The organism is Agrobacterium sp. AGB01 (assembly GCF_014851585.1).
Taxonomy (GTDB): Bacteria; Pseudomonadota; Alphaproteobacteria; order Rhizobiales; family Rhizobiaceae; genus Agrobacterium.
This window is the reverse complement of the sequence record NZ_JACVAB010000004.1, coordinates 192,649-213,566: the sequence shown is the minus strand read 5'-3', so window position 1 is coordinate 213,566 and position 20,918 is coordinate 192,649. Positions and strand designations below refer to the sequence as shown.

18 protein-coding genes are annotated in these 20,918 nt (G+C 54.7%); 13 read left to right on the top strand and 5 right to left on the bottom strand.

Annotated elements, in window-relative coordinates; genetic code table 11:
- The first annotated feature begins 60 nt into the window (after nucleotides 1-60).
- The 4 genes from IB237_RS15820 to IB237_RS15805 all read left to right on the top strand — a co-directional run bounded on the left by IB237_RS15820 (nucleotide 61) and on the right by IB237_RS15805 (nucleotide 4,197).
- Nucleotides 61-1,293, top strand: a complete 1,233-nt coding sequence (locus tag IB237_RS15820; RefSeq protein WP_192489645.1) for a sugar ABC transporter substrate-binding protein — start codon at nucleotides 61-63, stop codon at nucleotides 1,291-1,293.
- 101 nt (nucleotides 1,294-1,394) lie between these two features.
- Nucleotides 1,395-2,297, top strand: a complete 903-nt coding sequence (locus IB237_RS15815; protein WP_192489644.1) for a carbohydrate ABC transporter permease — start codon at nucleotides 1,395-1,397, stop codon at nucleotides 2,295-2,297.
- Complete coding sequence (locus IB237_RS15810) at nucleotides 2,294-3,121, top strand: carbohydrate ABC transporter permease (RefSeq protein WP_192489643.1); 828 nt, start codon at nucleotides 2,294-2,296, stop codon at nucleotides 3,119-3,121. Before IB237_RS15815 ends, IB237_RS15810 begins: the two co-directional genes overlap by 4 nt.
- Nucleotides 3,118-4,197 carry an ABC transporter ATP-binding protein gene (locus IB237_RS15805; RefSeq protein ID WP_192489642.1) on the top strand — a complete coding sequence of 360 codons (1,080 nt, stop codon included), beginning with the start codon at nucleotides 3,118-3,120 and terminating at the stop codon, nucleotides 4,195-4,197. Before IB237_RS15810 ends, IB237_RS15805 begins: the two co-directional genes overlap by 4 nt.
- Before the next feature lie 135 nt (nucleotides 4,198-4,332).
- Here IB237_RS15805 and IB237_RS15800 read toward each other — a convergent pair whose 3' ends face one another.
- The 3 genes from IB237_RS15800 to IB237_RS15790 are packed head-to-tail and all read right to left on the bottom strand — an operon-like array spanning nucleotide 4,333 to nucleotide 7,116.
- Nucleotides 4,333-5,472 (bottom strand): mandelate racemase/muconate lactonizing enzyme family protein, encoded by a 1,140-nt coding sequence (locus IB237_RS15800; protein ID WP_192489641.1) that lies wholly within the window; start codon nucleotides 5,470-5,472, stop codon nucleotides 4,333-4,335.
- Between the two features lie 11 nt (nucleotides 5,473-5,483).
- Nucleotides 5,484-6,404 (bottom strand): dihydrodipicolinate synthase family protein, encoded by a 921-nt coding sequence (locus IB237_RS15795; RefSeq protein ID WP_312949516.1) that lies wholly within the window; start codon nucleotides 6,402-6,404, stop codon nucleotides 5,484-5,486.
- Nucleotides 6,397-7,116 carry a GntR family transcriptional regulator gene (locus IB237_RS15790; protein ID WP_192489639.1) on the bottom strand — a complete coding sequence of 240 codons (720 nt, stop codon included), beginning with the start codon at nucleotides 7,114-7,116 and terminating at the stop codon, nucleotides 6,397-6,399. Before IB237_RS15790 ends, IB237_RS15795 begins: the two co-directional genes overlap by 8 nt.
- Nucleotides 7,117-7,241: 125 nt before the next feature.
- Here IB237_RS15790 and IB237_RS15785 point away from each other — a divergent pair, with 125 nt between their 5' ends.
- The 5 genes from IB237_RS15785 to IB237_RS15765 all read left to right on the top strand — a co-directional run bounded on the left by IB237_RS15785 (nucleotide 7,242) and on the right by IB237_RS15765 (nucleotide 12,563).
- Nucleotides 7,242-8,837: an ABC transporter substrate-binding protein gene (locus tag IB237_RS15785; RefSeq protein ID WP_192489638.1), complete on the top strand. Its 1,596-nt coding sequence runs from the start codon at nucleotides 7,242-7,244 to the stop codon at nucleotides 8,835-8,837.
- Between the two features lie 123 nt (nucleotides 8,838-8,960).
- The gene (locus tag IB237_RS15780) at nucleotides 8,961-10,025 is read left to right on the top strand and encodes an ABC transporter permease (protein WP_371815336.1); all 1,065 of its coding nucleotides are present in this window, start codon (nucleotides 8,961-8,963) and stop codon (nucleotides 10,023-10,025) included.
- A 9-nt stretch (nucleotides 10,026-10,034) separates the two neighbouring features.
- Nucleotides 10,035-10,946, top strand: a complete 912-nt coding sequence (locus IB237_RS15775; protein WP_371815344.1) for an ABC transporter permease — start codon at nucleotides 10,035-10,037, stop codon at nucleotides 10,944-10,946.
- On the top strand, nucleotides 10,939-11,793 hold the full coding sequence (locus IB237_RS15770; RefSeq protein ID WP_192489636.1) for an ABC transporter ATP-binding protein: 855 nt from the start codon (nucleotides 10,939-10,941) through the stop codon (nucleotides 11,791-11,793). The genes IB237_RS15775 and IB237_RS15770 overlap by 8 nt, the downstream gene beginning before the upstream one ends.
- On the top strand, nucleotides 11,790-12,563 hold the full coding sequence (locus IB237_RS15765; protein WP_192489635.1) for an ABC transporter ATP-binding protein: 774 nt from the start codon (nucleotides 11,790-11,792) through the stop codon (nucleotides 12,561-12,563). Before IB237_RS15770 ends, IB237_RS15765 begins: the two co-directional genes overlap by 4 nt.
- Before the next feature lie 359 nt (nucleotides 12,564-12,922).
- Here IB237_RS15765 and IB237_RS15760 read toward each other — a convergent pair whose 3' ends face one another.
- The gene (locus IB237_RS15760) at nucleotides 12,923-13,834 is read right to left on the bottom strand and encodes a LysR family transcriptional regulator (RefSeq protein WP_192489634.1); all 912 of its coding nucleotides are present in this window, start codon (nucleotides 13,832-13,834) and stop codon (nucleotides 12,923-12,925) included.
- Between the two features lie 262 nt (nucleotides 13,835-14,096).
- Here IB237_RS15760 and IB237_RS15755 point away from each other — a divergent pair, with 262 nt between their 5' ends.
- The 4 genes from IB237_RS15755 to IB237_RS15740 are packed head-to-tail and all read left to right on the top strand — an operon-like array spanning nucleotide 14,097 to nucleotide 19,936.
- Nucleotides 14,097-16,184 carry a TonB-dependent siderophore receptor gene (locus IB237_RS15755; protein WP_192489914.1) on the top strand — a complete coding sequence of 696 codons (2,088 nt, stop codon included), beginning with the start codon at nucleotides 14,097-14,099 and terminating at the stop codon, nucleotides 16,182-16,184.
- A 26-nt stretch (nucleotides 16,185-16,210) separates the two neighbouring features.
- Nucleotides 16,211-17,116, top strand: a complete 906-nt coding sequence (locus IB237_RS15750) for an iron-siderophore ABC transporter substrate-binding protein (protein WP_192489633.1) — start codon at nucleotides 16,211-16,213, stop codon at nucleotides 17,114-17,116.
- A complete protein-coding gene (gene fhuB / locus IB237_RS15745) occupies nucleotides 17,113-19,080 on the top strand; it encodes a Fe(3+)-hydroxamate ABC transporter permease FhuB (protein WP_192489632.1) in 1,968 nt (655 codons plus the stop codon). The genes IB237_RS15750 and fhuB overlap by 4 nt, the downstream gene beginning before the upstream one ends.
- 46 nt (nucleotides 19,081-19,126) lie before the next feature.
- Entirely contained in the window at nucleotides 19,127-19,936 is an 810-nt protein-coding gene (locus tag IB237_RS15740) for an ATP-binding cassette domain-containing protein (RefSeq protein WP_192489631.1), read from the top strand.
- A 25-nt stretch (nucleotides 19,937-19,961) separates the two neighbouring features.
- Here IB237_RS15740 and IB237_RS15735 read toward each other — a convergent pair whose 3' ends face one another.
- A complete protein-coding gene (locus tag IB237_RS15735) occupies nucleotides 19,962-20,912 on the bottom strand; it encodes a sugar-binding transcriptional regulator (protein ID WP_192489630.1) in 951 nt (316 codons plus the stop codon).
- Between the last annotated feature and the right edge of the window lie 6 nt (nucleotides 20,913-20,918).

Genomic DNA, 20,918 nt, shown 5'->3' with positions numbered 1-20,918 from the left:
TTGTCTGAGGAGGCGGGCAATCGGCAAGGTGACGTGAAGATAACCCGAAGGAGGAGAACTATGGGTATCCGAAAGCATTCGATTGCTATTGCACTGGCCATGACATGTACTTCGCTTGTTGGCTTCGCCGCAAAAGCTGACGACGTAACGCTGACCCTGTGGTCCCTGGACCGCGATATTCAGCCCGCGCCCAATCTGATCAAGGAATTCAACGCACAGAATAATGGCATCAAGATCGAATATCGCCAGATCCAGTTTGACGACGTCGTAAGTGAAGCTATGCGCGCCTACTCGACAGGAAAGGCACCTGACATCATCGCCATCGATAACCCCAACCATGCGATGTTTGCGTCGCGCGGTGCCTTTCTTGATTTGACAGACATGATCAAGGGATCATCGGAGATAAAACCGGAGAACTATTTCCCCGGACCTCTGAAATCGGTCACCTGGGATGACAAATATTACGGTGTGCCGAAGGCCACCAATACGATCGCGTTGTATTACAACAAGGACCTCTTCAAGGCGGCAGGGCTCGATCCGGAAAAGGCGCCCCAGACATGGGATGAACTGGTGGAAACGGCGCGCAAGCTGAATGATCCTTCGAAGAATGTGTATGGCATTACGTTTTCTGCAAAGGCTAACGAAGAAGGAACCTTCCAGTTTTTGCCATGGGCGCAGATGGGGGGATCATCCTACAAGGCCATCAACGGCGAAGGTGCCGTGCGTGCCCTGACCATCTGGAAACAGTTGCTGGATGAAAAGCTGACGTCGCCTGATACACTGACCCGAAGTCAGTGGGATTCCACCGCAACATTTAATGCCGGCAATGCCGCCATGGCGATTTCCGGGCCTTGGGAAATCGATCGCATGCTGAGCGATGCCAAGTTTGAATGGGGCACGGCCTTGTTGCCAGTTCCGCAGGAAGGCGCTGAACGCTCTTCGGCTATGGGTGACTATAACTGGGCGATCTTCTCAAAAAGCAAGCATCCGGAAGAGGCTTTCAAAGCCCTGGAGTTCTTCGCGTCGAAGGATGCCACCATGTACAAGGATTTTGGCCAGCTGCCCGCTCGTGCTGATCTGCCGGTCCCACCCACCGGCAATGCGGTCAAGGATGCTGCCTTGGCGACATTCGTCGAGCAGCTGAAATATGCCCAGCCGCGTGGCCCTTCACCTGAATGGCCCAAGATTTCCAAGGCAATTCAGGATGCCATTCAGGCCGCGTTGACCGGGCAAATGGAGCCGAAGGCGGCGCTTGATCAGGCCGCTGAGAAGATCAAGTCGATCGAAGGCTGACCAGCCTTCCATCTGACGTGACCGAATATATCGTTTCCTCCCCGACGTCACTACCCGGCACTGCGGTGCCGGGTAGTCTGAAGCGATCACAAGAGGTTCTGATGAGACGAATACTCTCCAGTATAAGCGACGGTCGCGGTTTCGACCTGATGCTGGTTGGCGTGCCCTTCGCATTCCTGTTTGCGTTGGCCGGCCTGCCGCTGATCTACAATATTCTGATGAGCTTTCAGGAGGTGGACATGTTCAGCCTCGGCAGCTTTATCAGGCCATTTGTGGGTTTCGACAACTATGTTGCTCTATTCAAACAGCCGGAAACGCTGCCAATCCTGACCAATACGTTGATCTTCGTGGTTGGCTCCATCGCGGGTCAGTTCGTGATTGGTTTTGGTCTGGCCTTGTTTTTCTGGACGAGTTTTCCCGGCTCCACATGGCTGCGTGGATTGTTCCTTGTGTCATGGGTCATGCCAGGGTTGGTCGTCGGCGCGATCTGGAACTGGATATTGTCTGGTGATTTCGGCGTGTTGAATTTTTTCCTGCGGGAAAGTGGTTTGATCAGCGACAATATCTTCTGGCGCTCCGATCCCGATTTCTCCCTCTGGGCCGTCGTTATTGCCAATATCTGGCTAGGCACGTCCTTCAACATGATCTTGCTTTCGGTTGGTCTGTCCGCCATTCCCGGTGATCTCTATGAGGCAGCCGAGATGGACGGCGCCAATGCCTGGCACCGGTTCTGGACAATCACCTTGCCGATGATGCGTTCGACGATCGGGGCTATTATTTCTCTGGGTCTGATTTTTACCCTGCAGCAATTCGACCTGTTTGCGGCCATAACCGACGGTGGACCCAACAATTCCTCCAATGTTGCGCAGTATTGGGCCTGGGATCTGTCATTCCGCCAATATGACTTTGGCAGAGGTGCGACGATCTCGGTGATCATGACGGTGTTCGTGATGTTTGCGGCGGCAGTTTACGTCCGCTCGACACGGCATGAGGTGCGCGGATGAATGAAACATCTCGTAATCGTTTGATGCTGGCTATCGCTCTCGTCATGGCGGCAATTTATCTGTTTCCGCTTTACTGGATGTATATAACAGCGATCAAAGCCGGCTCGGAAATGTTTGCCAATCCGCCAAGTTTCTGGCCTTCGACTGCACAGTGGGGCACGTTTACCTATGTGTGGGAAAGCCGCAATATGGGGCGGTACCTGTGGAATTCGACGTTAATCGCGTTCGGGTCTGTGGCCCTGATTACCGTGCTTGGAACCGGCTGTGCTTATGTACTGGCGCGTTACCGAAACGTCTGGATTGATGCCGGTCTTTTCCTGATCTTGATGTTGCAGGTTCTGCCGGCCTCGTTGATGGTGACACCGATCTTCGTCGGCTTCACGCAAATCGGCCTGCTCGATTATCCACGTTTTGCCGTCATTCTGGCAATTGCCGCGAAAAGCATGCCGTTTTTTGTCGTGCTTGTCCGTGCAACCTTCATGGCTGTGCCGTTGGAGCTGGAAGAGGCGGCACTTGTGGATGGCAACTCCCGTTTTGGTGCCTTTTTTCACATCGTTTTACCGCTTGCCCGCAACGGCATTCTGGTCAGCGCAATCCTTATCTTCATGCAGGCCTTCGGAGAGTTCGTCTATTCCAAGTCGATGATCCAGGATGTCACTTTGCAGCCGGCAAGTGTTGGCCTCAATTCATTCATGGGGCCAAACACCAGCGAATGGAACAACATCATGGCCTACGCCACAATGTATGTAACGCCGATCCTTGCGATCTTCGTGCTGTTGCAGCGACGTATCGTCTCCGGCCTGACCTCAGGAGCTCTGAAATGACCCAGCAAATCGAACTGTCGGGCGTGAACAAATATTATGGCGCCTATCATGCGCTGAAGAACATCGATCTTTCTATCCGCAAGGGTGCGTTTGTAGCACTGGTCGGTCCGTCCGGATGTGGCAAGTCAACTTTGCTGCGTTCGCTGGCGGGGCTTGAGACAATCTCTGCCGGAGATTTGGTGATAGCGGGTGAGCGGATGAATGACGTTCCGCCCAGAAAACGTGACCTTGCCATGGTGTTTCAGTCCTATGCGCTTTATCCGCATATGACAGTGGAGCAAAATCTTACCTACAGCCTGAAAATAAAGGGCGTGAAAAAGACAGAAGCAAAGAAGGCCGCCGAAGAGGTCGCGGCCATCACCGGACTTTCTGATCTGCTTCATCGTTACCCGAGGGAATTGTCGGGCGGCCAACGTCAGCGTGTGGCAATGAGCCGTGCGATCATTCGTGACCCCAAGGCCTTCCTGTTTGATGAACCTCTGTCCAACCTCGATGCCGCTTTGCGTGTCCACATGCGCAAGGAAATCCGGGCGCTGCACGACAGGCTGGGCGCAACATCGGTCTATGTGACGCATGATCAGGTCGAGGCGATGACCATGGCAGACCATGTCGTGGTGATGCGCAGTGGCGTGATCGAACAACAGGGCAGGCCGCTTGATCTCTATGACCGACCGGCCAACCGCTTTGTTGCCGGTTTTATCGGTTCACCCGCGATGAACTTCATTCCTGCGCGGTCATCGGCGGATGGAAAATCGCTAAGCCTCAATCTTGGTGGTGAACAGATCATTGAACTCGGAAAGGTCTTGCCAGCAAATACGGAACTGCTGGTTGGGGTTCGGCCGGAACATCTGGTATTGGCAGCGCCCGATGCGCCAGGATTTGATATTCCGGTCGCTGCCGTCGAGTCGACAGGGGCAATGACCTATGTAACGTCCGCCACATCACCGGAAATCGTCGTTGTTTTGAACGGCAGGTCTCCGCTTACGTCGGATACATCCATCCGCCTGACTTTCGACCGGGACAACATTCATGTGTTCGATGCGAAAACAGAGCTGCGGATTGAGCCCGGCGTTTAAACCGTGCTCGCTTTTCAGGAAAAGCGCCGGACACCCAAGTGCGGAGGCCGCACCTTTGCCGTCTCGGTCACCAAGGTTTTCTGAAAAAAAACAACGCGGGAGGCCGACATCGGCCCCCCGCATCTTTTAACATTTTTATGGATATGCGGTTGCGCCGTCCGGTTTGCGCGTAATCTTGCGCTCCCAGTGAATGTAATCTTCGTTCACCAGTGCCTTTTCATCGATTTCAATACCCCAGCCCGGGCGGTCAGGGCGTAGCTCCATGTGGCCGTCGACCGGCATGTAGGGATCCAGTGCCCATGGCGCATGAATATGGGGTTTGAACTCCAGAATTTTGAAATTGGGCTGGGCCGCGCAGAAGTGAATATTCACTGCTGTCGCCAATGGACCCATCGGGTTGTGCGGTGCGATGGTGACGTAATGTGCCTCGGCGATTGCCGCGATGCGCCGCATTTCACTGACACCGCCCACAACGCAAATGTCGGGCTGAATGATGTCGGCTCCACTTGCGGACAGAAGCGACAGGAACTCGAAACGTGAGTAGAGTGATTCACCAGTGGCCAGCGGCACTGTGACTTTGGATTTCAGTTCACTCCAGGCCGGTATGTGCTCCGGGCGGATCGGCTCTTCGTAAAACAGCGGGTCGTAAGGCGCGATGGCCGCCGCCAATTGGACCGCCTGATAGGGCTCAAAAATCTTGGCATGAGCATCAAAAGCAAATTCGAAATGCGATGGTGTGATGTCTCTGATCTTGCCGAACCAGTCACCCGTTTCCTTCACCAGTTCACCCCAGCGGCCGGTATGCAAGTCGCGGCGGAAGGGGCTGAGCTTGAAGGCAGTGTAACCGTAATCCTCTTGCAGTTTCATGGTTTGGTCACGGGCATGTTCTGCATCCGGCGCTGTGTAGACGCCGCAATAGACCCGCACGCGATCACGCACATTACCGCCCAGCAGCATATAAACCGGTAGACCGGCGGCTTTGCCAGCAATGTCCCACAATGCGTGATCAATGGCTGAAATTGCAGCGAGGCCCAGCGCACCAGGCGGAAAGCGGCATTGCTGGTTAAGCTTCAGCACCAGATATTCCACGCGGCGAGGATCCTCGCCCTCAATCTGATGGAACAGATAGTCCAAGAGTGGCGGCAAGGCCCAGTCGGGACCATGATTGTAGCATTCGCCCCAGCCGGAAATTCCCTCGCTGGTTTCTATTTTTAGAAGCAGGCGCGGGCGATCATCGACGCGCTGCATATATGTTTTTATGCCGGTAATATGCACGTTAACTCTCCTCAGGCGGCCTGCTGCTCGTTGCTGACCCGGTCAACCACGTTGCGCAGCAAGGCGCGTTCGCTTTCGTTGAGCGAAACCACGCCGGGAAGACGGACCGGACCAACATCATTGCCGAGCATGCCGAGCGCTTCTTTGACGACCGTGACATTGGCGCCGTTATTGTATTTGGTGCGAAGCGCCTCGAAACCTGCGATGCCGTCGATCAACTGGCGTGCTGTAGCATAATCACCCGCTTCCAAAGCCGTGTGGATAGCATGCGAACGTTGCGGGAAAACGTTGACGAGACCTGATGTGAAACCGCGCGCGCCAAGCGCGTAAAAGGCCGGAGCCCAACCCTCGGCAAGGCCGCAAACCCAAATGGCTGGTGCATCCTGTGTGGAGCGGATGATGTCTGCCAGCAGCATGAGGTTTGACGAGGCAAACTTGATGCCTGCAATGTTGGAATGCAGTGCCAGCTCACGGAAATCTGCCACCGAAAAACCGTCACTGCGCACATAAGCGATGACCGGCACAGTAGACGAATCTGCCAGCTCGAGGAAATACCGCGCCTGATAGGAGGGGCCTGCAAACGGGTCCATCGGGTGATGGCCCATGATCGCATCTGCACCTTCAGCAATTGCGTCTTTCGCAAGTGCTTTGGCATCGGCCAGCGAACGGCCAACAGCCGCACTGACCAGTGCCTTGCCATCTGCGGCACGGATCGTTGTGCGGTGGACGAGGCGAATTTCGTCCATGGTCAGCGTGAAGAACTCACCGGTATTGCCTGCAGCCATCAGGTTGTGCACGCGGGCTGCCGCCAGCCCCTTGATCAGCGTGTCGAGCTTCTCGACATGAACGCTGCCGTTAGCGTGGTAGGGGGTAACCGGCACTCCAGAAATGCCAGTCAGTGCCTTTCTTACGATTTCGAGCTTCTCACTCACCCTTGATGTCCTCCCTTTTTCCAAAAACGATTGCGAGATATGTCTCGCCAGAGCGCACCACATGGTCGCGCATCTGCTTTTCTGCTCGTTCCGCATCCCCTGCTATGATGGCATCGGCAATGGCTGCGTGCTCACGCAACGCCTTTTCGCGCTCTGCGGTATCCGAGTGAATGATGCGGCGAATGCTGGCGTCATAAAACTGCTGACGCTCAATCAGCTTTGCCAAATATTGACAGCGAGATGCCTGATGGATCTGGTCATGGAATGTTTCGTTGAGCGCAATAAGCTCATCAACATCGCCACTTGATGTGGCGACTTCCATAAGGCCGACAGTGGCCCTTAACGCTGTGGTCGCCTCTTTTGACATGCGCCTAGCTGCGAGATGGCCAATCATCGATTCGAGAGCCGCGCGTGCAAGGATCATTTCCTCTGCCCAACCCATGTTGAAGCGGATGATCACGCCGCGTCGTGGCAATGCCTGAACAAGCCCCTCTGCTTCCAGCTGTCGCAACGCCTCCTTGATGGGGGTGGTGCTGACGCCAAACTGCTCCGCTAGTTGCCGTTCGTTGACTTTTTCGTCAGGGGCGAAACGACCGGCAATGATCGCGCCGCGCAGGATGCGATGCACGTGATCACGGACGGTAATCTGGAGTTGTGGGTCCAGTTTCTCAATGCGCCCCTGTGTCGATGAAAGATCCGGTAGATCAGCCATTGATGCAAAATCCTGTTGACGTGTTATCGAACTTGTGAGATCTGATATACCAGATTTCAGATCGATGTCGATATGAAAATTGTGGTTTTCAGAGGTTGAGGAGCCTCGTTGTGGAGGAGAAGAGCATGTTAAGACGCCATTTCCTGACGCTTGCCGGTGCTGTTGCCATGTCAGCAGCATTGCCTTTTGCCGCGTCAGCGGCGACGCCCAAAGATCAACTTGTCATCGCGACCAACATGTCGTCGATGCGTGGTCTGGATCCGCATGAATTGAACCAGCTTGAAGCGGCTGAAGTTGTCGCCAACCTCTATGAGCGGCTGATTGTTTTGCCAGCCGACAAGATTAACGAGCCGCAGCCGGGTCTTGCTGAAAGCTGGACTGTTTCCGATGACGGCAAGACTTTTACGTTCAAAATTCGCTCTGGGGTGAAGTTCCATTCCGGCAATCCACTTACCGCTAAAGATGTAGAATGGTCGCTTCGCCGTCTCGTGAAGTTGGGGCTGGCGCCGTCGACAGATTTACGCCAATGGGGTTTTTCAGCTGACAATGTTGATAGTCTGATCAGGGCAACTGACGATCAGACTGTAGAGATCAAGACCGCAGATGTGTGGAACGCAGATTTGCTGTTGTTGTCTTTGGCAAGCTTTTCCACCTCTATTCTCGACAGCGCATTCCTTGCCGACAAGGAAAAGGATGGCGACATGGGGCGCGCCTATCTGCAGACGGCGGATGCGGGTTCCGGCCCTTACTCCTTGCGCTCATGGCGTTCCAACGAAACGCTGATTGCCGAGGCGTTCCCCGATTATTGGCAGGGCGCTCCTGCAATGCGCCGCGTGCTTTTGCGTCACCTGCCGGAATCGTCTGCGCAACGTTTGCAAATCGATGCGGGCGATATGGATGTTGCGACACGTCTTTCCTCGACAGATCTGGCAGCCCTTGAGGCAGGCGGCAATGTCGAAATCCAGAAAACGCCGGGTTTCGGTTTCTATTATGTGGCACTGAATCAGAAGGACGAAATTCTTTCAAATCCTAAGGTTCGCGAGGCATTCCGCTACCTCATCGATTATGACGGGCTGTCTTCCACAGTGATGAAATATTACGGCATCAAGCAGCAGAGCATCATTCCTGCCGGTCTGCCGGGGGCAATCACCGAAAATCCATACAAGCTGGATATTGAAAAAGCCAAGCAATTGCTTGCCGAAGCAGGGTATCCGAACGGTTTCTCAAAGACCTACTATGCAACCCCTGTCACGCCGGAATATGAGGTGGCTCAGTCACTTCAGGCCAATGCTGCAAAGGCCGGTATCAAGCTGGATTTGCAGGGTGGTGACCACATTGGCAAGTTCCGGGACCGGGCTTTTGAGATATTCTCTGCCCGCTCAGGAGAACGTCTGCCGGATCCGCATGCTGTTCTTGCCTCCTATGCTACCAATGCCAACAACGCCGATGAAGCAAAGCTGACCGGACTTCTGGCTTGGCGTTCTGCCTGGGATGTTCCGAAGGATATTCAGGACATGGTGTTGGCGGCAGCGCATGAAACCGACAAGGCAAAGCGTGCCGATCTCTATGCCAAGATCAATAAGGCCTATCTGGATTCCTCGCCGGCTTTAGTCACGTCATTCCAGAGAACGGATGCCAAGGCGGTCCGCAAGGAAGTGAAAGGTTATATCGGTCATTCCACCTGGCTGACCCGTTGGGATACCGTGACAAAGGGTGAATAACTCTTTTCGGGAGAGCCTGTCTGATCGGATCAGATTGGCTCTCTGTACCTCTTTTAAGTGACGATAGTCTCACTGGCGCCATTGGTGCTGTGTGCGGATTATGCTCCAGCAAGGATTTCCGAATTGAACTCCTCCCAGGCAACCGCCACAAGGGTATCGGGCAGCAGTAAAAAGCTGCTGTCCTCAATCCGAAAAATCGCCACATCATTTGCGGTGATCCTGACAACCCTGTTTGGGCTTTTGGTGATAACCTTCGTTATCGGGCGTCTTGTCCCTGCCGATCCGGTTATCGCGGCCATCGGCGACCAGGCCGATCAGGCCACATATGAGCGCGTTTACAAGGAAATGGGGCTGGATCGTCCTCTTTACGAGCAGTTCGGGACCTATCTGGTAAATGTGGTGCAACTGGACTTTGGCCAATCTCACATTACGAAAAATACGGTTTCAAGCGACCTGGCCCGTGTCTTCCCGGCAACGATTGAACTGGCGACGCTCGCCACCATCATTGGTGCAGGACTTGGCGTCCCACTCGGCGTGGTTTCTGCAGTGCGCAAGGGAACATGGGTCGACCACCTAGGGCGCGTTGTCGGACTTATGGGGTATTCGACGCCCATTTTCTGGCTCGGTACCATCGTCATTTTGGTGTTTTACGCGAAATTTGGCCTCATCCCCGGCGGTGGGCGCATCGATATCTACAATGAAGGGCTTGTCGAAGGGCCGACCGGTTCTTTGCTGCTGGACTCCGTACTGGCTGGCGAGTGGGAAGTGTTTCTGAGCGCGCTGCACCATGTTATCGCCCCCGCTCTTATCCTTGGTTACGCAGCGATGGCGTATCTTAGCCGTATGAGCCGCAGCTTCATGCTGGAGCAGTTGCGCCAGGAGTACATTCTCACCGCCCGCGCCAAGGGGCTGGGACAACGCGCTGTTGTCTGGCGGCATGCATTTCGTAATATCCGCGTCCAGTTGTTGACGGTAGTGGCTTTGGCTTATTGCGGACTGCTTGATGGCACCGTGCTGATCGAAACGGTTTTTGCATGGCCGGGTCTTGGTCAATATCTGACATCAGCACTGTTTTTCGCGGACATGAATGCAGTGCTTGGCAGTGTGCTGCTGATTGGCCTCATTTCCATCGCGATCAATCTCCTGTCGGATATTGTCTATCGCTTCATCGATCCACGGACGCGGTGATTTATCATGATGAAAAACGGATCTTTCACCACCCTGCATAATTGGTTGATAAGCGAAGACTTCACGTCTTCCCGCCAGGCCAGGCTACATAAAGCTTATGTTGCCTGGCTTGGGCTGCTGGCCAATCCGCTGGCCTTTACCGGCTTTCTGGTGGTTCTTGGATTGATTGTCGTGGCTATTGTTGCGCCCGCTATCACCAGCTACAGCCCCTATGATCAGGATCTATCGCGCGCCTTGCAGCCACTATCTTGGCAGCACTGGTTTGGCACGGATGAATTTGGTCGCGACGTTTATACCCGCCTTGTCTATGGCGCGCGTACAACCCTCTACATCAGTATTCTGGTGACACTGATCGTTGCGCCCATTGGCTTCATGATTGGTGCGATGTCCGGTTATCTCGGGGGATGGGTGGATGTGGTGCTGATGCGCATTACTGATATTTTCCTTTCCTTTCCGAGCCTGGTTCTGGCGCTGGCCTTTTCGGCGAGCCTTGGACCTGGCATCGAAAATGCGGTGATTGCCATTGCATTGACGGTGTGGCCGCCAATCGCCCGCCTTGCGCGCGCCGAAACGTTGACATTTCGAAATGCCGATTTCGTCGTAGCTGCAGAGTTGCAGGGGGCGGGAATGATGCGCATTCTTCTACGTCATATCGTGCCGCTTTGTGCACCATCCGTGGTCGTGCGTCTGACGCTGAATATGTCCAGCATCATCCTGACGGCTGCCGGTCTCGGTTTCCTTGGTCTTGGTGCGCAGCCGCCTATGCCCGAGTGGGGTGCTATGGCGGCCTCGGGGCGCCAATATCTGCTGGATGCCTGGTGGCTCACGACCATTCCCGGCATTGCCATTCTCATAGTCAGTCTCGCCTTCAACCTGTTGGGTGATGGCCTGCGCGATATTCTGGACCCAAGAAATGGCTGATTCAAAAGACACAATTTTGAGCGTGGAAAATATGTCGGTGGAGTTTCCAACACTCTCCGGCGTGGTAACCGCAGTGCGTGACGTATCCTTCAATGTCGGGCGTGAGAAGGTCGGCATCATCGGTGAATCCGGTTCCGGTAAAAGCACCGCAGGTCGTGCTATCATGCGCCTTCAGCCCCCGCACGCGCTTGTCAAAGCCAAACGCATGCAGTTTGAGGATGTTGATCTCCTCAAGGCAAGCGAGCAACAGATGCTGTCGATACGCGGCCGTCGTATTGCCATGATCCTGCAGGACCCGAAATATTCACTCAACCCGGTGATGACGGTCGGTGAGCAGATTTCCGAGACGGTTATTCTGCACGAACATGTCTCGAAAAAGGAAGCAAGGTCGCGTACGCTAGCGATGCTAGAGCGGGTGAATATCCGCGATCCACAGCGTGTTTTCGATCTTTATCCGCATGAGGTTTCCGGCGGTATGGGCCAGCGCATCATGATCTCCATGATGCTGATTGCCTCGCCATCGTTGATCATCGCCGACGAGCCAACCTCTGCACTGGATGTCACGGTGCGTCAGCAGGTGTTGTCAATCCTTGATGAACTGGTCATGGAGCGCAACATTGGCCTGCTGTTCATCTCGCATGATCTCAATTTGGTGCGTAGTTTCTGCGACCGTGTCATCATCATGTATGCTGGGCAGATTGTCGAAACCATTGCTGCAGCTGATCTCGATAATGCGCGCCACCCTTACACGCGCGGTCTGTTGAATGCACTGCCGAGCCTAGAGCATCCACGTGACAGGCTGGATGTGTTGCGGCGCGACCCGGCCTGGTTGGAGAACCGTTCATGAGTATGATTAAGGTCGAACATCTGCAGGTCTCCTATGGCGCTGGTGATACGCTGCTGCGCGTGGTTAATGACGTGTCTTTTGAGATTGCCGTCGGCGAAACATTTGGTCTGGTTGGCGAAAGTGGATGTGGAAAATCGACTGTGCTTGGTGCCCTTGCCGGGCGTAACCGGCAATGGACAGGGGCGATCACCATCAATAGTGAGGTGATCGGACAGAAACGCACAAAATCGCAACTCGCCACACAGCAGATGGTGTTTCAGGACCCATTCGGATCCATCCACCCACGCCACACGATCGGCCGTACATTGCTGGAGCCACTGGAAATTCATGGCAAAGACCGCCGCGAGGAGCGGATTGAAAAGGTCCTTGCGGATGTTGGATTGCCGCAAAACTTCCGTTATCGTTTTCCACATCAACTGTCCGGTGGGCAACGCCAACGCGTGGCGATTGCACGCGCCCTTATCTTGGAACCTCGTATACTCTTGCTCGACGAACCGACGTCCGCACTGGATGTGTCAATTCAGGCGGAAATCCTCAACCTGTTGAAAGACCTTCGGGAGCGTGAGAAACTCACTTACATTCTTGTCAGCCATGATCTGGCTGTCGTCGCGCATCTGTGTGACCGGGTTGCGGTTATGCAGAACGGCGTGTTTGTCGAGGTCGCCGAAAAACAACAGCTGATCGATGGAACAGTGAGCCATCCCTATACCCGCGTGTTGATGGATGGCAGTCGGGGTTATGTGCCTAAGCGCAGCACTGTTCCAGCTTGATCTTCATTCTGGCAGCCTGACTGAGACGTTAATTTATAAGGGTTGGGGCAGTGCGTTGCATTGCGGACGTACCAGGTTTTGATATCGCCTTCGCTGCCACCGTTTGCAGTTTGTCGATAACGGGGGATGCGCTTTTTTTCCCTCAGAATACTACGCTGTGTTTCTGCTGGCCCATCTCAAAAATCTGAACAAAGTTTGCCATACATGCCACGTCTTTCCGCTGCCAATGTGACCGCTTTGCTATCCGAAGCTGCTCAGCCCTGAATGTTGCTTTCCGGAAGGATGCGCATGCCTGTCATACCTTGAGGCCTAAGACCTGTCATCTACGCACCCAGAAAAGCATTCGGATGGGTGAAAAGCTAGAGGCGATTGTACGTGATGAAGGCGCGCACCGCAGGCGATGCTTCGGTTTTGCGGTGAGCAATGGCAAGATCCGAAGTGATGTTGTTGTCAATGATCGGCACGTATCGGATCGTCGGCAACATCAGACAATTCAGCGACTTCGGTACCAGCGCAATTCCAAGTCCAACAGCCACCATGCTGGAAATGGTGGTAAAATCGCGCCCAAGTGGGCTGATGATTGGCTGGAACCCGGCCTCGTTGCAGGCGCTGATCGTGTTGTGATGAAAACCGACATCCGGTGGCTGGCGCGGTGTGATGAAGGTCTCATGCGAAAGGGCGGATAGTTGAAGCTGTTTGGCGTGGGCAAGTGGATGTTTTTCAGGCAGCACGACCACAAGCGGCTCCTTCAGAATGATGTTGGTGGTTATGCCTTCCGGTATCGGAGCCGGCGGCCTGATGTAACCGAAATCAAGCGTGCCATCTGCGATGCTCGCAAGTTGCATGCGCATTTCCATTTCCGTCAGTTGCAGTTCAACATCCGGGTAAGATGAGCGAAAACTGGTGATGGACTGCAGCATAGAGCCGGCATAAGCGGCCGACGCAACATAACCGATCGAGATGCGCCCTGTCTCGCCACGGTCAAGGCGTTTGAGTGCTGCAAGTGTTGCATCCGCGTCGGCCAGTAGCTTCTTGGCGTCAGCATAAAGCAGTTGCCCCGGCAGGGTCAGGTTGACGGAGCGTTTCGTCCTGTCCAGCAGGGGCATGCCGACAATTGCCTCAAGGTTCATAATTTGCTGGCTAAGACCGGGCTGCGCAATGCCAAGCCTGGCTGCCGCACGCTCGAAGTTTCTCTCGTCCACCAATGCGGTGAAATATCTAAGATGACGAAGTTCAAAACTGTCCGCTTTGGCAAGTTTGGGTCCAGCCATGGCCGTCGCTTTCGAAGTGAAAATTAGAAGAATTTTAAACTATGCAATTCTGTGATTATCATAATTTTCGATTATGAAAATACTTGTCTCTGCTTATTGGAACATTTTGAGCCCTGTGAGTAATAAGATGACAAAAAAAGTCCAGAAAATATGTCGCCTCGACATAGGACATGTGATTGGCTGTCATTTGAGGGTTTGCAACGTGGGTATCAATCAGAGGCGCAGGTCACTTTTGACGACTGGTCATGTTTTGACTGTTGCGATGGTCATGGTATGGCCGCAACTGGTCAGCGCGCAGGATTCCGGCAGCGCGGTACAGCTCGGAACAATCACCGTACAAGGTGACGGGCAGGAAAACCCTAAGGGACCTGTAAAGGGTTACGTTGCCAAAAGCAGTTCAACCGCCACCAAAACCGGCACGCCTATCCTTGAGACACCACAATCCGTGTCGGTTATCACCCGCGACCAGATTGATGCGCAGGATGCCAAGACGCTTAGTGAGGCGTTGCAATATACACCGGGCGTCGTTGCGGCCCCTTATGGTTCTGACGCGCGGTTCGATTCTCCGACAATTCGCGGGTTTGATGGTCGTCAGGTCCAGTTTCTGAACGGGCTTCGCATCATGCGCACCGCCGGTGCCGCTCCGATCGAGCTATATGGTCTGGAAAGAGTAGAGGTGCTGCGCGGTCCAGCTTCTATTCTATATGGTCAGGCCAACCCCGGAGGCCTGATCAACCAGATCAGCAAACGTCCGACATTTGATGCTTTTGGTGAGTTTGGCGTCCAGATCGGCAGTGACGATTATTATCAGACGATGGTCGATCTCGGTGGTCCGATTGCCGATAGCGAAAATTTCGCCTATCGCCTGACCGGAGTGGGACGAAATGCGCATGACGAAAGCGGCTTTCTAGACAATGACCGTTATTTCGTCGCACCTGCTTTCACCTGGAAACCGGATGAAGACACGTCATTGACAGTCCTCACCAGCTTCCAGCGCGACAATCCAAGCTCACCATCTGGACTGCCGCCGGCCCTGACCTTGAACGCAACAGGTACGATGCTGCCGCGTGGCTTTTATGTCGGTGATCCGTCATTTGATTTTTCGAACCGTAAACAGACCAATATCGGTTATGAATTTGAACATCGGTTTGATGAAACCTGGACGTTCAGACAGAACTTTCGTTATTCGAACCTCGATTGGAATTATCAATCGCTTGGGATGAGTTCCGCAGGCAATGGTATGGCTGGCAGCCTCATCGCTCGTAATGCCACCTTTCAGGACGAACGTCTGAATACGTTTAATGTCGACAACAACCTTCAGGCCGAGTTTGCTACTGGCGGTATCGACCATAAGCTGGTGTTCGGTCTTGATTATCGCAATTTTGATAACAAGGTGAAGACCGAGTTCTGGCGGGCGATCTCACTTGATCCTGTCAATCCCGTCTACGGCGGGCCAATCTCACTCATTTCGCGCTCGACATATGCAGATGTGAAATCGACCCTAACGCAACTCGGCATTTACGCTCAGGACGAGATGTCCTACGATAACTGGCGTGCGACGGTTGGCTTGCGCTATGACTGGGCTAGCACGGAAGGTGGCGCGGTTTCTGCGCCTGGCACGGCTCCAAGATCACGCAGCAAGGATGATGAGAAGCCGACGGGTCGTGTTGGTCTTGGCTATGTGTTCGATAATGGTATCGCACCCTACATCAGCTACGCCACATCGTTCGAGCCCACGCCGGTTCCAGCCAATGGGAAATTGCTTGAACCAACCATGGGCGAGCAATGGGAAGCTGGCATAAAATACCAGCCAGAGGGATGGGACGGATTCTTCTCTGCCGCTGTTTACGATCTGCTTCAAAAGAACGTCTCTTACCAGATCTCATCAACACCTCTTGTTTACGGCCAGTTTGACGTACGTGTAAAAGGTATCGAGCTGGAGGGGGTAACCAGCCTTGCGGATGGTCTAAACCTTCGTGCCGCCTATACTTACATGGACACGGAAATCGTCAGTGGCACGAACAACGGCAGGCGGTACGAGAATGCGCCGAGGCATTCCGCTGGGCTCTGGCTGGATTATACTTTTGCTGAAGATACACCGCTGGAAGGGTTTGGCATGGGGGCTGGCGTGCGATATGTCGGCCAGCGTTATGGCAACTCCGCCAACACGTTTGATATGAATGCCGTCACATTGTTTGATGCAGGTGTGCATTATGACAAAAACAACTACCGCGCATCGCTGAATGTGCAGAACATTGCAGACAAGGAATATCTCGCCAGCTGCGGTACATTCGGCTGCTATTACGGAAATGGCCGCACGGTGATGGGCAAGCTGACCTATCGCTGGTAAATACGGGCAATTGATAACGATCCGGAATGACGGTGCACACAAAACTCAACGTATCAGGCCTGGGTCGGCGACAGGTTCTTGGCCTCCTCGCCGTGCCGCTATTTGGGCGGTTGGCGCAGGCGGAGGCCTTCCCGCAGCGCGTAGCGGCCATTGATTGGGCGATGCTGGAAACCGCCATGGCGCTTGGTGTTGCGCCCGTTGCCGCGACTGAACTTATCCAGTTCAGAAAGGATAGTGTCGAGCCGCTGGTGCCGGAGACTGTCGCAGATCTTGGTTTAAGAGGTTCGCCAAATTTTGAACTTCTTTATCTCTTGCGGCCTGAGCTTATTCTGATTTCGCCGTTTTATACCCGCTATCAGCAGCAGCTTGCGGCCATTGCACCAACCATGTCGCTGCCGTTTTACGTCAAGGGTGAGCCGCCCTTCGGCAAAGCACTTGCGGCGGTCACTGCGCTGGGCGAGCGACTTGGCAGGTCCACACAGGCGCAAGAGGTACTGCAGCAGACCGGGCATTTGCTGGAAACGATGCGTGAGCGTCTTTCACCCTACGCCAATCGTCCGACCTACATCATCAATATCGGTGATAGCAGGCACTTCCGCGCCTTCGGCAGCGACAGCATGTTTGGCGACATCCTGATGCGGCTTGGTCTGCCGAATGCATGGCGTGAGGGCTCGCGTTTTACCTTCGCAGCGCCGGTGCCGCTGGAAACCCTTGCGGAAAATCCGGATGCGCGGATTGTCGTTGTGTCCAATGTTCCCGTGGAGGCGCGCAGCGGTTTACGCAGAAGCCTGATCTGGAGCGCGCTTGAGCCGGTCAAGAGCAAGCGATTGGTGATGCTGGACAACGTCAATCCCTATGGAGGTGTGACAGCCGGCATGCGTTTTGCCAGGTTGTTGACGGAGGCACTGCTAACCAATGAGGATGCGCTGTGACCGTCAGGACAATTTGGAGCCTCGCCGCAGCAACGCTGCTTCTGGCTCTGGCTCTCGCCACCTATACAGCGCTACAAAGATTGCCATTACAGAGCTGGCCCGCCATTCCGTTTGATGCGGCACGAATGACGACCGACCAGATCATTCTGGCATATGCGATATTGCCACGCTCATCCGTTGCGGTACTGGCGGGCGCCATACTCGGGCTTTCCGGCGCACTTCTGCAACGGCTTTTGCAAAACCCGATTGCCGACCCTTCTACACTTGGTGTGTCTGCGGGCGCGCAGCTTGCCCTCGTCGCTGGCACGTTGTTTTTCCCGGAAGTGCTGGATGGCTACCGTGGTCTGGTCGCCCTGTCCGGCTCGTTCATGGCTGCATCTGTTGTTTTCCTGCTTGGATGGCGACGCGCCTTCGAGCCTGTGTCCATGGTTGTCTCAGGTCTTTTGGTCGGCGTGACGGCGTCTGCGATTTCTGCGGCACTGACCCTGTCGCAGGGCGAATATCTGATGTCACTCGTCACCTGGAATGGTGGTTCGCTGAGCCAACAGGACTGGTCGGTATCCCTGTCATTGCTGCTTCAGTTGATCGGGGGGCTGTTCCTGACCTTGCTTCTGATCCGACCTCTGGTGGTTCTGGCGATTGGTGATGCCGGTGCGCGGTCTCTCGGGGTCTCGCTTTTCGGGATTCGTTTTGCCATCGGGGCATTGGCTGTTGCGCTATCCGCCGGTGTTTCAGCTGCTGTCGGACTTGTGAGTTTTATCGGACTTGCTGCCCCGGCACTTGTGCGGGGGCTTGGTGTTCGTAAACCAGCCCATATCCTCTTTGCCGCTCCGGTCGCAGGGGGCCTATTGCTTTGGCTTTGCGACGGTTTTGTCCAGTTGCTGGCATCAACAACCAGTGAAAATTTCCCGACAGGTGCTGTGACCGCGCTGATCGGCGGCCCGCTGCTGTTGTGGCTTTTGCCGCAGGTCCGCTCCGATGATGCCCATCAGCCAGGCGTCGTGGAACAGCAGAACCGTCGATCGCTGTGCAGTCTTCTGCTGTTGTCTGCTTTTATCCCGGTCATTGTCTTTGTTGCACTGGCTGTTGCCAAAACCGCTGATGGCTGGCTGATTTTGAATATGCAGGACTTCAAAGATCTTCTGCCGCTTCGTTGGCCCCGTTTGCTGGCGTCGGCTGGTGCCGGCGGTCTCCTTGCTCTCGCAGGCGCAATTCTGCAGCGACTGACCGGCAACCCGATGGCAAGCCCGGAAGTGATTGGTGTGAGTGGCGGAGCAGGCATCGGTTTTGCCGCCGCGATTACTATTTTCCCGGCAGCTGGCATGTTGCAATTGTTTGCCGGGGCAGGCCTCGGTGCAATCGCCGTGATGATTGTTGTGCTGATATTCTCCAGCCGGCAGCATCTTTCTCCGCAACGCATTCTGCTGGCCGGTGTTGCGGTCAGTTCCTTCAGTTCTGCAATCCTGGCGGCACTGCTTGCCGTTGGTGATCAGAGATCATGGCAGATCCTGTCCTGGCTGGGGGGTACTGCATCGACTGCGACTCCGGTTACCGCCATGGTTTTGGGCTCACTCGGCGTTATTATCCTGTTTCTGTGCCTGACGCTTTCCCGTTGGTTGACGATTATGCCGCTCGGAGCTTCCGTGCCGCAAACGGTGGGAGTGCCTGTCCGGGCAGCACGAACTCTGATGATATTGGCTGCCGGGCTGGGAACTGGCGCTGCTGCGTTGCTGGTTGGTCCGCTTAGTTTTGTGGGGCTGATGGCGCCGCATATTGCCTTCAGGGCAGGATTCACAAGATCTCGCGATCATATGCTGGCGACATTCTTGCTGGGAGCAATGCTGATGTTGATTGCAGATATCGGTGCGAGAACTGTGACATTCCCTTACGAACTGCCGTTGGGATTGTTTGCTGCCATGGCGGGCGCGCCCTATCTCATCTGGTTGATAGGCAGGCGCGCATGACAAATGTGATTGCGATTATGTATGCGGTAACGAGAGGAGCAGGGGCATGAACAGTGTTGTTACATCGCAAAACGATGAGGCTTCTCCCTTGTTTTCATTAAAGGATGTATCGCTGTCTTTACAGGGCAGAACGTTGTTGCATCCCTTGACCTTGTCGCTGCCCGCGAAACGAACCGTTGGTCTGATCGGTCACAATGGCTCCGGCAAATCGACGCTGCTGAAAATCCTTGCCCGTCTGCAAAACCCGACCGGCGGCGATGTTTCCTTCTGTGGAAAGCCACTGTCGGAGTGGGGTAATCGCGAGTTTGCCCGAGGGCTTGCTTACCTGCCGCAAAATACACCGCCAGCATCGGGCATGCTGGTGCGGGAACTGGTGGCTCTTGGTCGTTACCCATGGCACGGGGCGCTTGGTCGGTTCAGCAATGTTGATCAAAAAAAGGTCGATGAGGCAATTGAGCTGACAGATATCGGCCCATTCCTTGACCGGCTTGTCGATACGCTGTCTGGTGGTGAACGCCAACGGGTGTGGCTGGCGATGCTGGTTGCCCAGGACGCACATTGCCTGCTGCTGGATGAGCCAATTTCAGCGCTCGATGTGGCGCACCAGATTGAGGTGCTGTCACTTGTTCAGCGTCTCTCGCATGAAAAGGGTCTCGGTGTTGTCGTGGTGCTGCACGACGTCAACATGGCCGCCCGCTTCTGCGACGACATTATCGCACTTCATTCCGGCAAGCTGATTGCCCGCGGCAGCCCGGATGAGATCATGACATCGCAAGCCCTGCAAAAAATCTACGGCGTTTCAATGGATGTCATCACGCATCCGGCCACCGGCAGGCTGGTGGCGCTGGCGCTATAAACCGTTGCAACCGCTCTGAAAAATCTCAATTTGTCAGACGAGCGGCGGTAAACTTGTCGGTGACCAGCACGTCTATGACGCCAAGTTTCAACGCGCCGGCAATGGCTTCGGTCTTGGACTCTCCACCGGCCAGTGCCATGACGCGATTGGTCTTACGCAGCTCTTCGAGTGAAAGGCCGATAACCCGATCATTGAGTGGTGTTTCCACCGGTTTGCCGTCCTTGTCGTAGAAGCGGTAGGAAATCTCGCCAACTGCGCCAGCATCGTGCAGCATGGCCATCTCCTGCGGCGAGAAGATATTGCCGGACCGGGCCAGAAGTTCTGACGGTTCGACGGCGCCAATGCCGACAATGGCGAGGCTAAGGCGGCTGAAAAGGTCCATGGTTTCACGCACAACCGGGTCGGCCAGCATGACGAGCTTTGCTTCTCGCGATGAGGTGATGCCTTGTACGAGGAGAAGGCGCGGTTCGCCACCGGTCAGCCGGGCAAGACGCGCGGTCAACTGTGTCGCATGGGTTTGCACTGACGCATCGCCCATGCCACCAAGTACCTGCACAATGTATTTGGCCTTTGCGTTTTTTAGCGGATGAATGTTGTCCACCATCCGCAGAATGGTCTGGCTCCAGCTTGAGACACCGATGATTTCATCCGGCTGAAGGGTGACCTCCAGAAAATGTGCGGCTGCTTCGCCAATGCGCGCGGTAATGGCGCTGTCACGATCTTCCGAACAGTCGATAACAATGGCTTCGGTCAGGCCGTAGCGATCACGAAGGGCGTCTTCGAGCTCTGCGAAGGTACCAGCTGGTGGAATTACCGTCGTGCGAACGATATCTTCCTGCTCGGCACGCTTCAGCATGCGCGACACGGTTGCCTGAGACATATGCATGATTTCAGCAATTTCGGACTGCCTTTTGCCTTCGATATGGTACATCTGGGCAATTCGGGCGATCAGTCGCAGCTCATTGAGCCGTGCCATGCAAAC

Coding starts and splice junctions, on each gene's coding strand:
- IB237_RS15820 (WP_192489645.1), top strand. CDS start 61: ATGGGTATCCGAAAGCATTCGATTGCTATTGCACTGGCCATGACATGT.
- IB237_RS15815 (WP_192489644.1), top strand. CDS start 1,395: ATGAGACGAATACTCTCCAGTATAAGCGACGGTCGCGGTTTCGACCTG.
- IB237_RS15810 (WP_192489643.1), top strand. CDS start 2,294: ATGAATGAAACATCTCGTAATCGTTTGATGCTGGCTATCGCTCTCGTC.
- IB237_RS15805 (WP_192489642.1), top strand. CDS start 3,118: ATGACCCAGCAAATCGAACTGTCGGGCGTGAACAAATATTATGGCGCC.
- IB237_RS15790 (WP_192489639.1), bottom strand. CDS start 7,116: ATGGCTGATCTACCGGATCTTTCATCGACACAGGGGCGCATTGAGAAA.
- IB237_RS15785 (WP_192489638.1), top strand. CDS start 7,242: ATGTTAAGACGCCATTTCCTGACGCTTGCCGGTGCTGTTGCCATGTCA.
- IB237_RS15775 (WP_371815344.1), top strand. CDS start 10,035: ATGAAAAACGGATCTTTCACCACCCTGCATAATTGGTTGATAAGCGAA.
- IB237_RS15770 (WP_192489636.1), top strand. CDS start 10,939: ATGGCTGATTCAAAAGACACAATTTTGAGCGTGGAAAATATGTCGGTG.
- IB237_RS15765 (WP_192489635.1), top strand. CDS start 11,790: ATGAGTATGATTAAGGTCGAACATCTGCAGGTCTCCTATGGCGCTGGT.
- IB237_RS15760 (WP_192489634.1), bottom strand. CDS start 13,834: ATGGCTGGACCCAAACTTGCCAAAGCGGACAGTTTTGAACTTCGTCAT.
- IB237_RS15755 (WP_192489914.1), top strand. CDS start 14,097: ATGGTCATGGTATGGCCGCAACTGGTCAGCGCGCAGGATTCCGGCAGC.
- IB237_RS15750 (WP_192489633.1), top strand. CDS start 16,211: ATGACGGTGCACACAAAACTCAACGTATCAGGCCTGGGTCGGCGACAG.
- IB237_RS15740 (WP_192489631.1), top strand. CDS start 19,127: ATGAACAGTGTTGTTACATCGCAAAACGATGAGGCTTCTCCCTTGTTT.
- IB237_RS15735 (WP_192489630.1), bottom strand. CDS start 20,912: ATGGCACGGCTCAATGAGCTGCGACTGATCGCCCGAATTGCCCAGATG.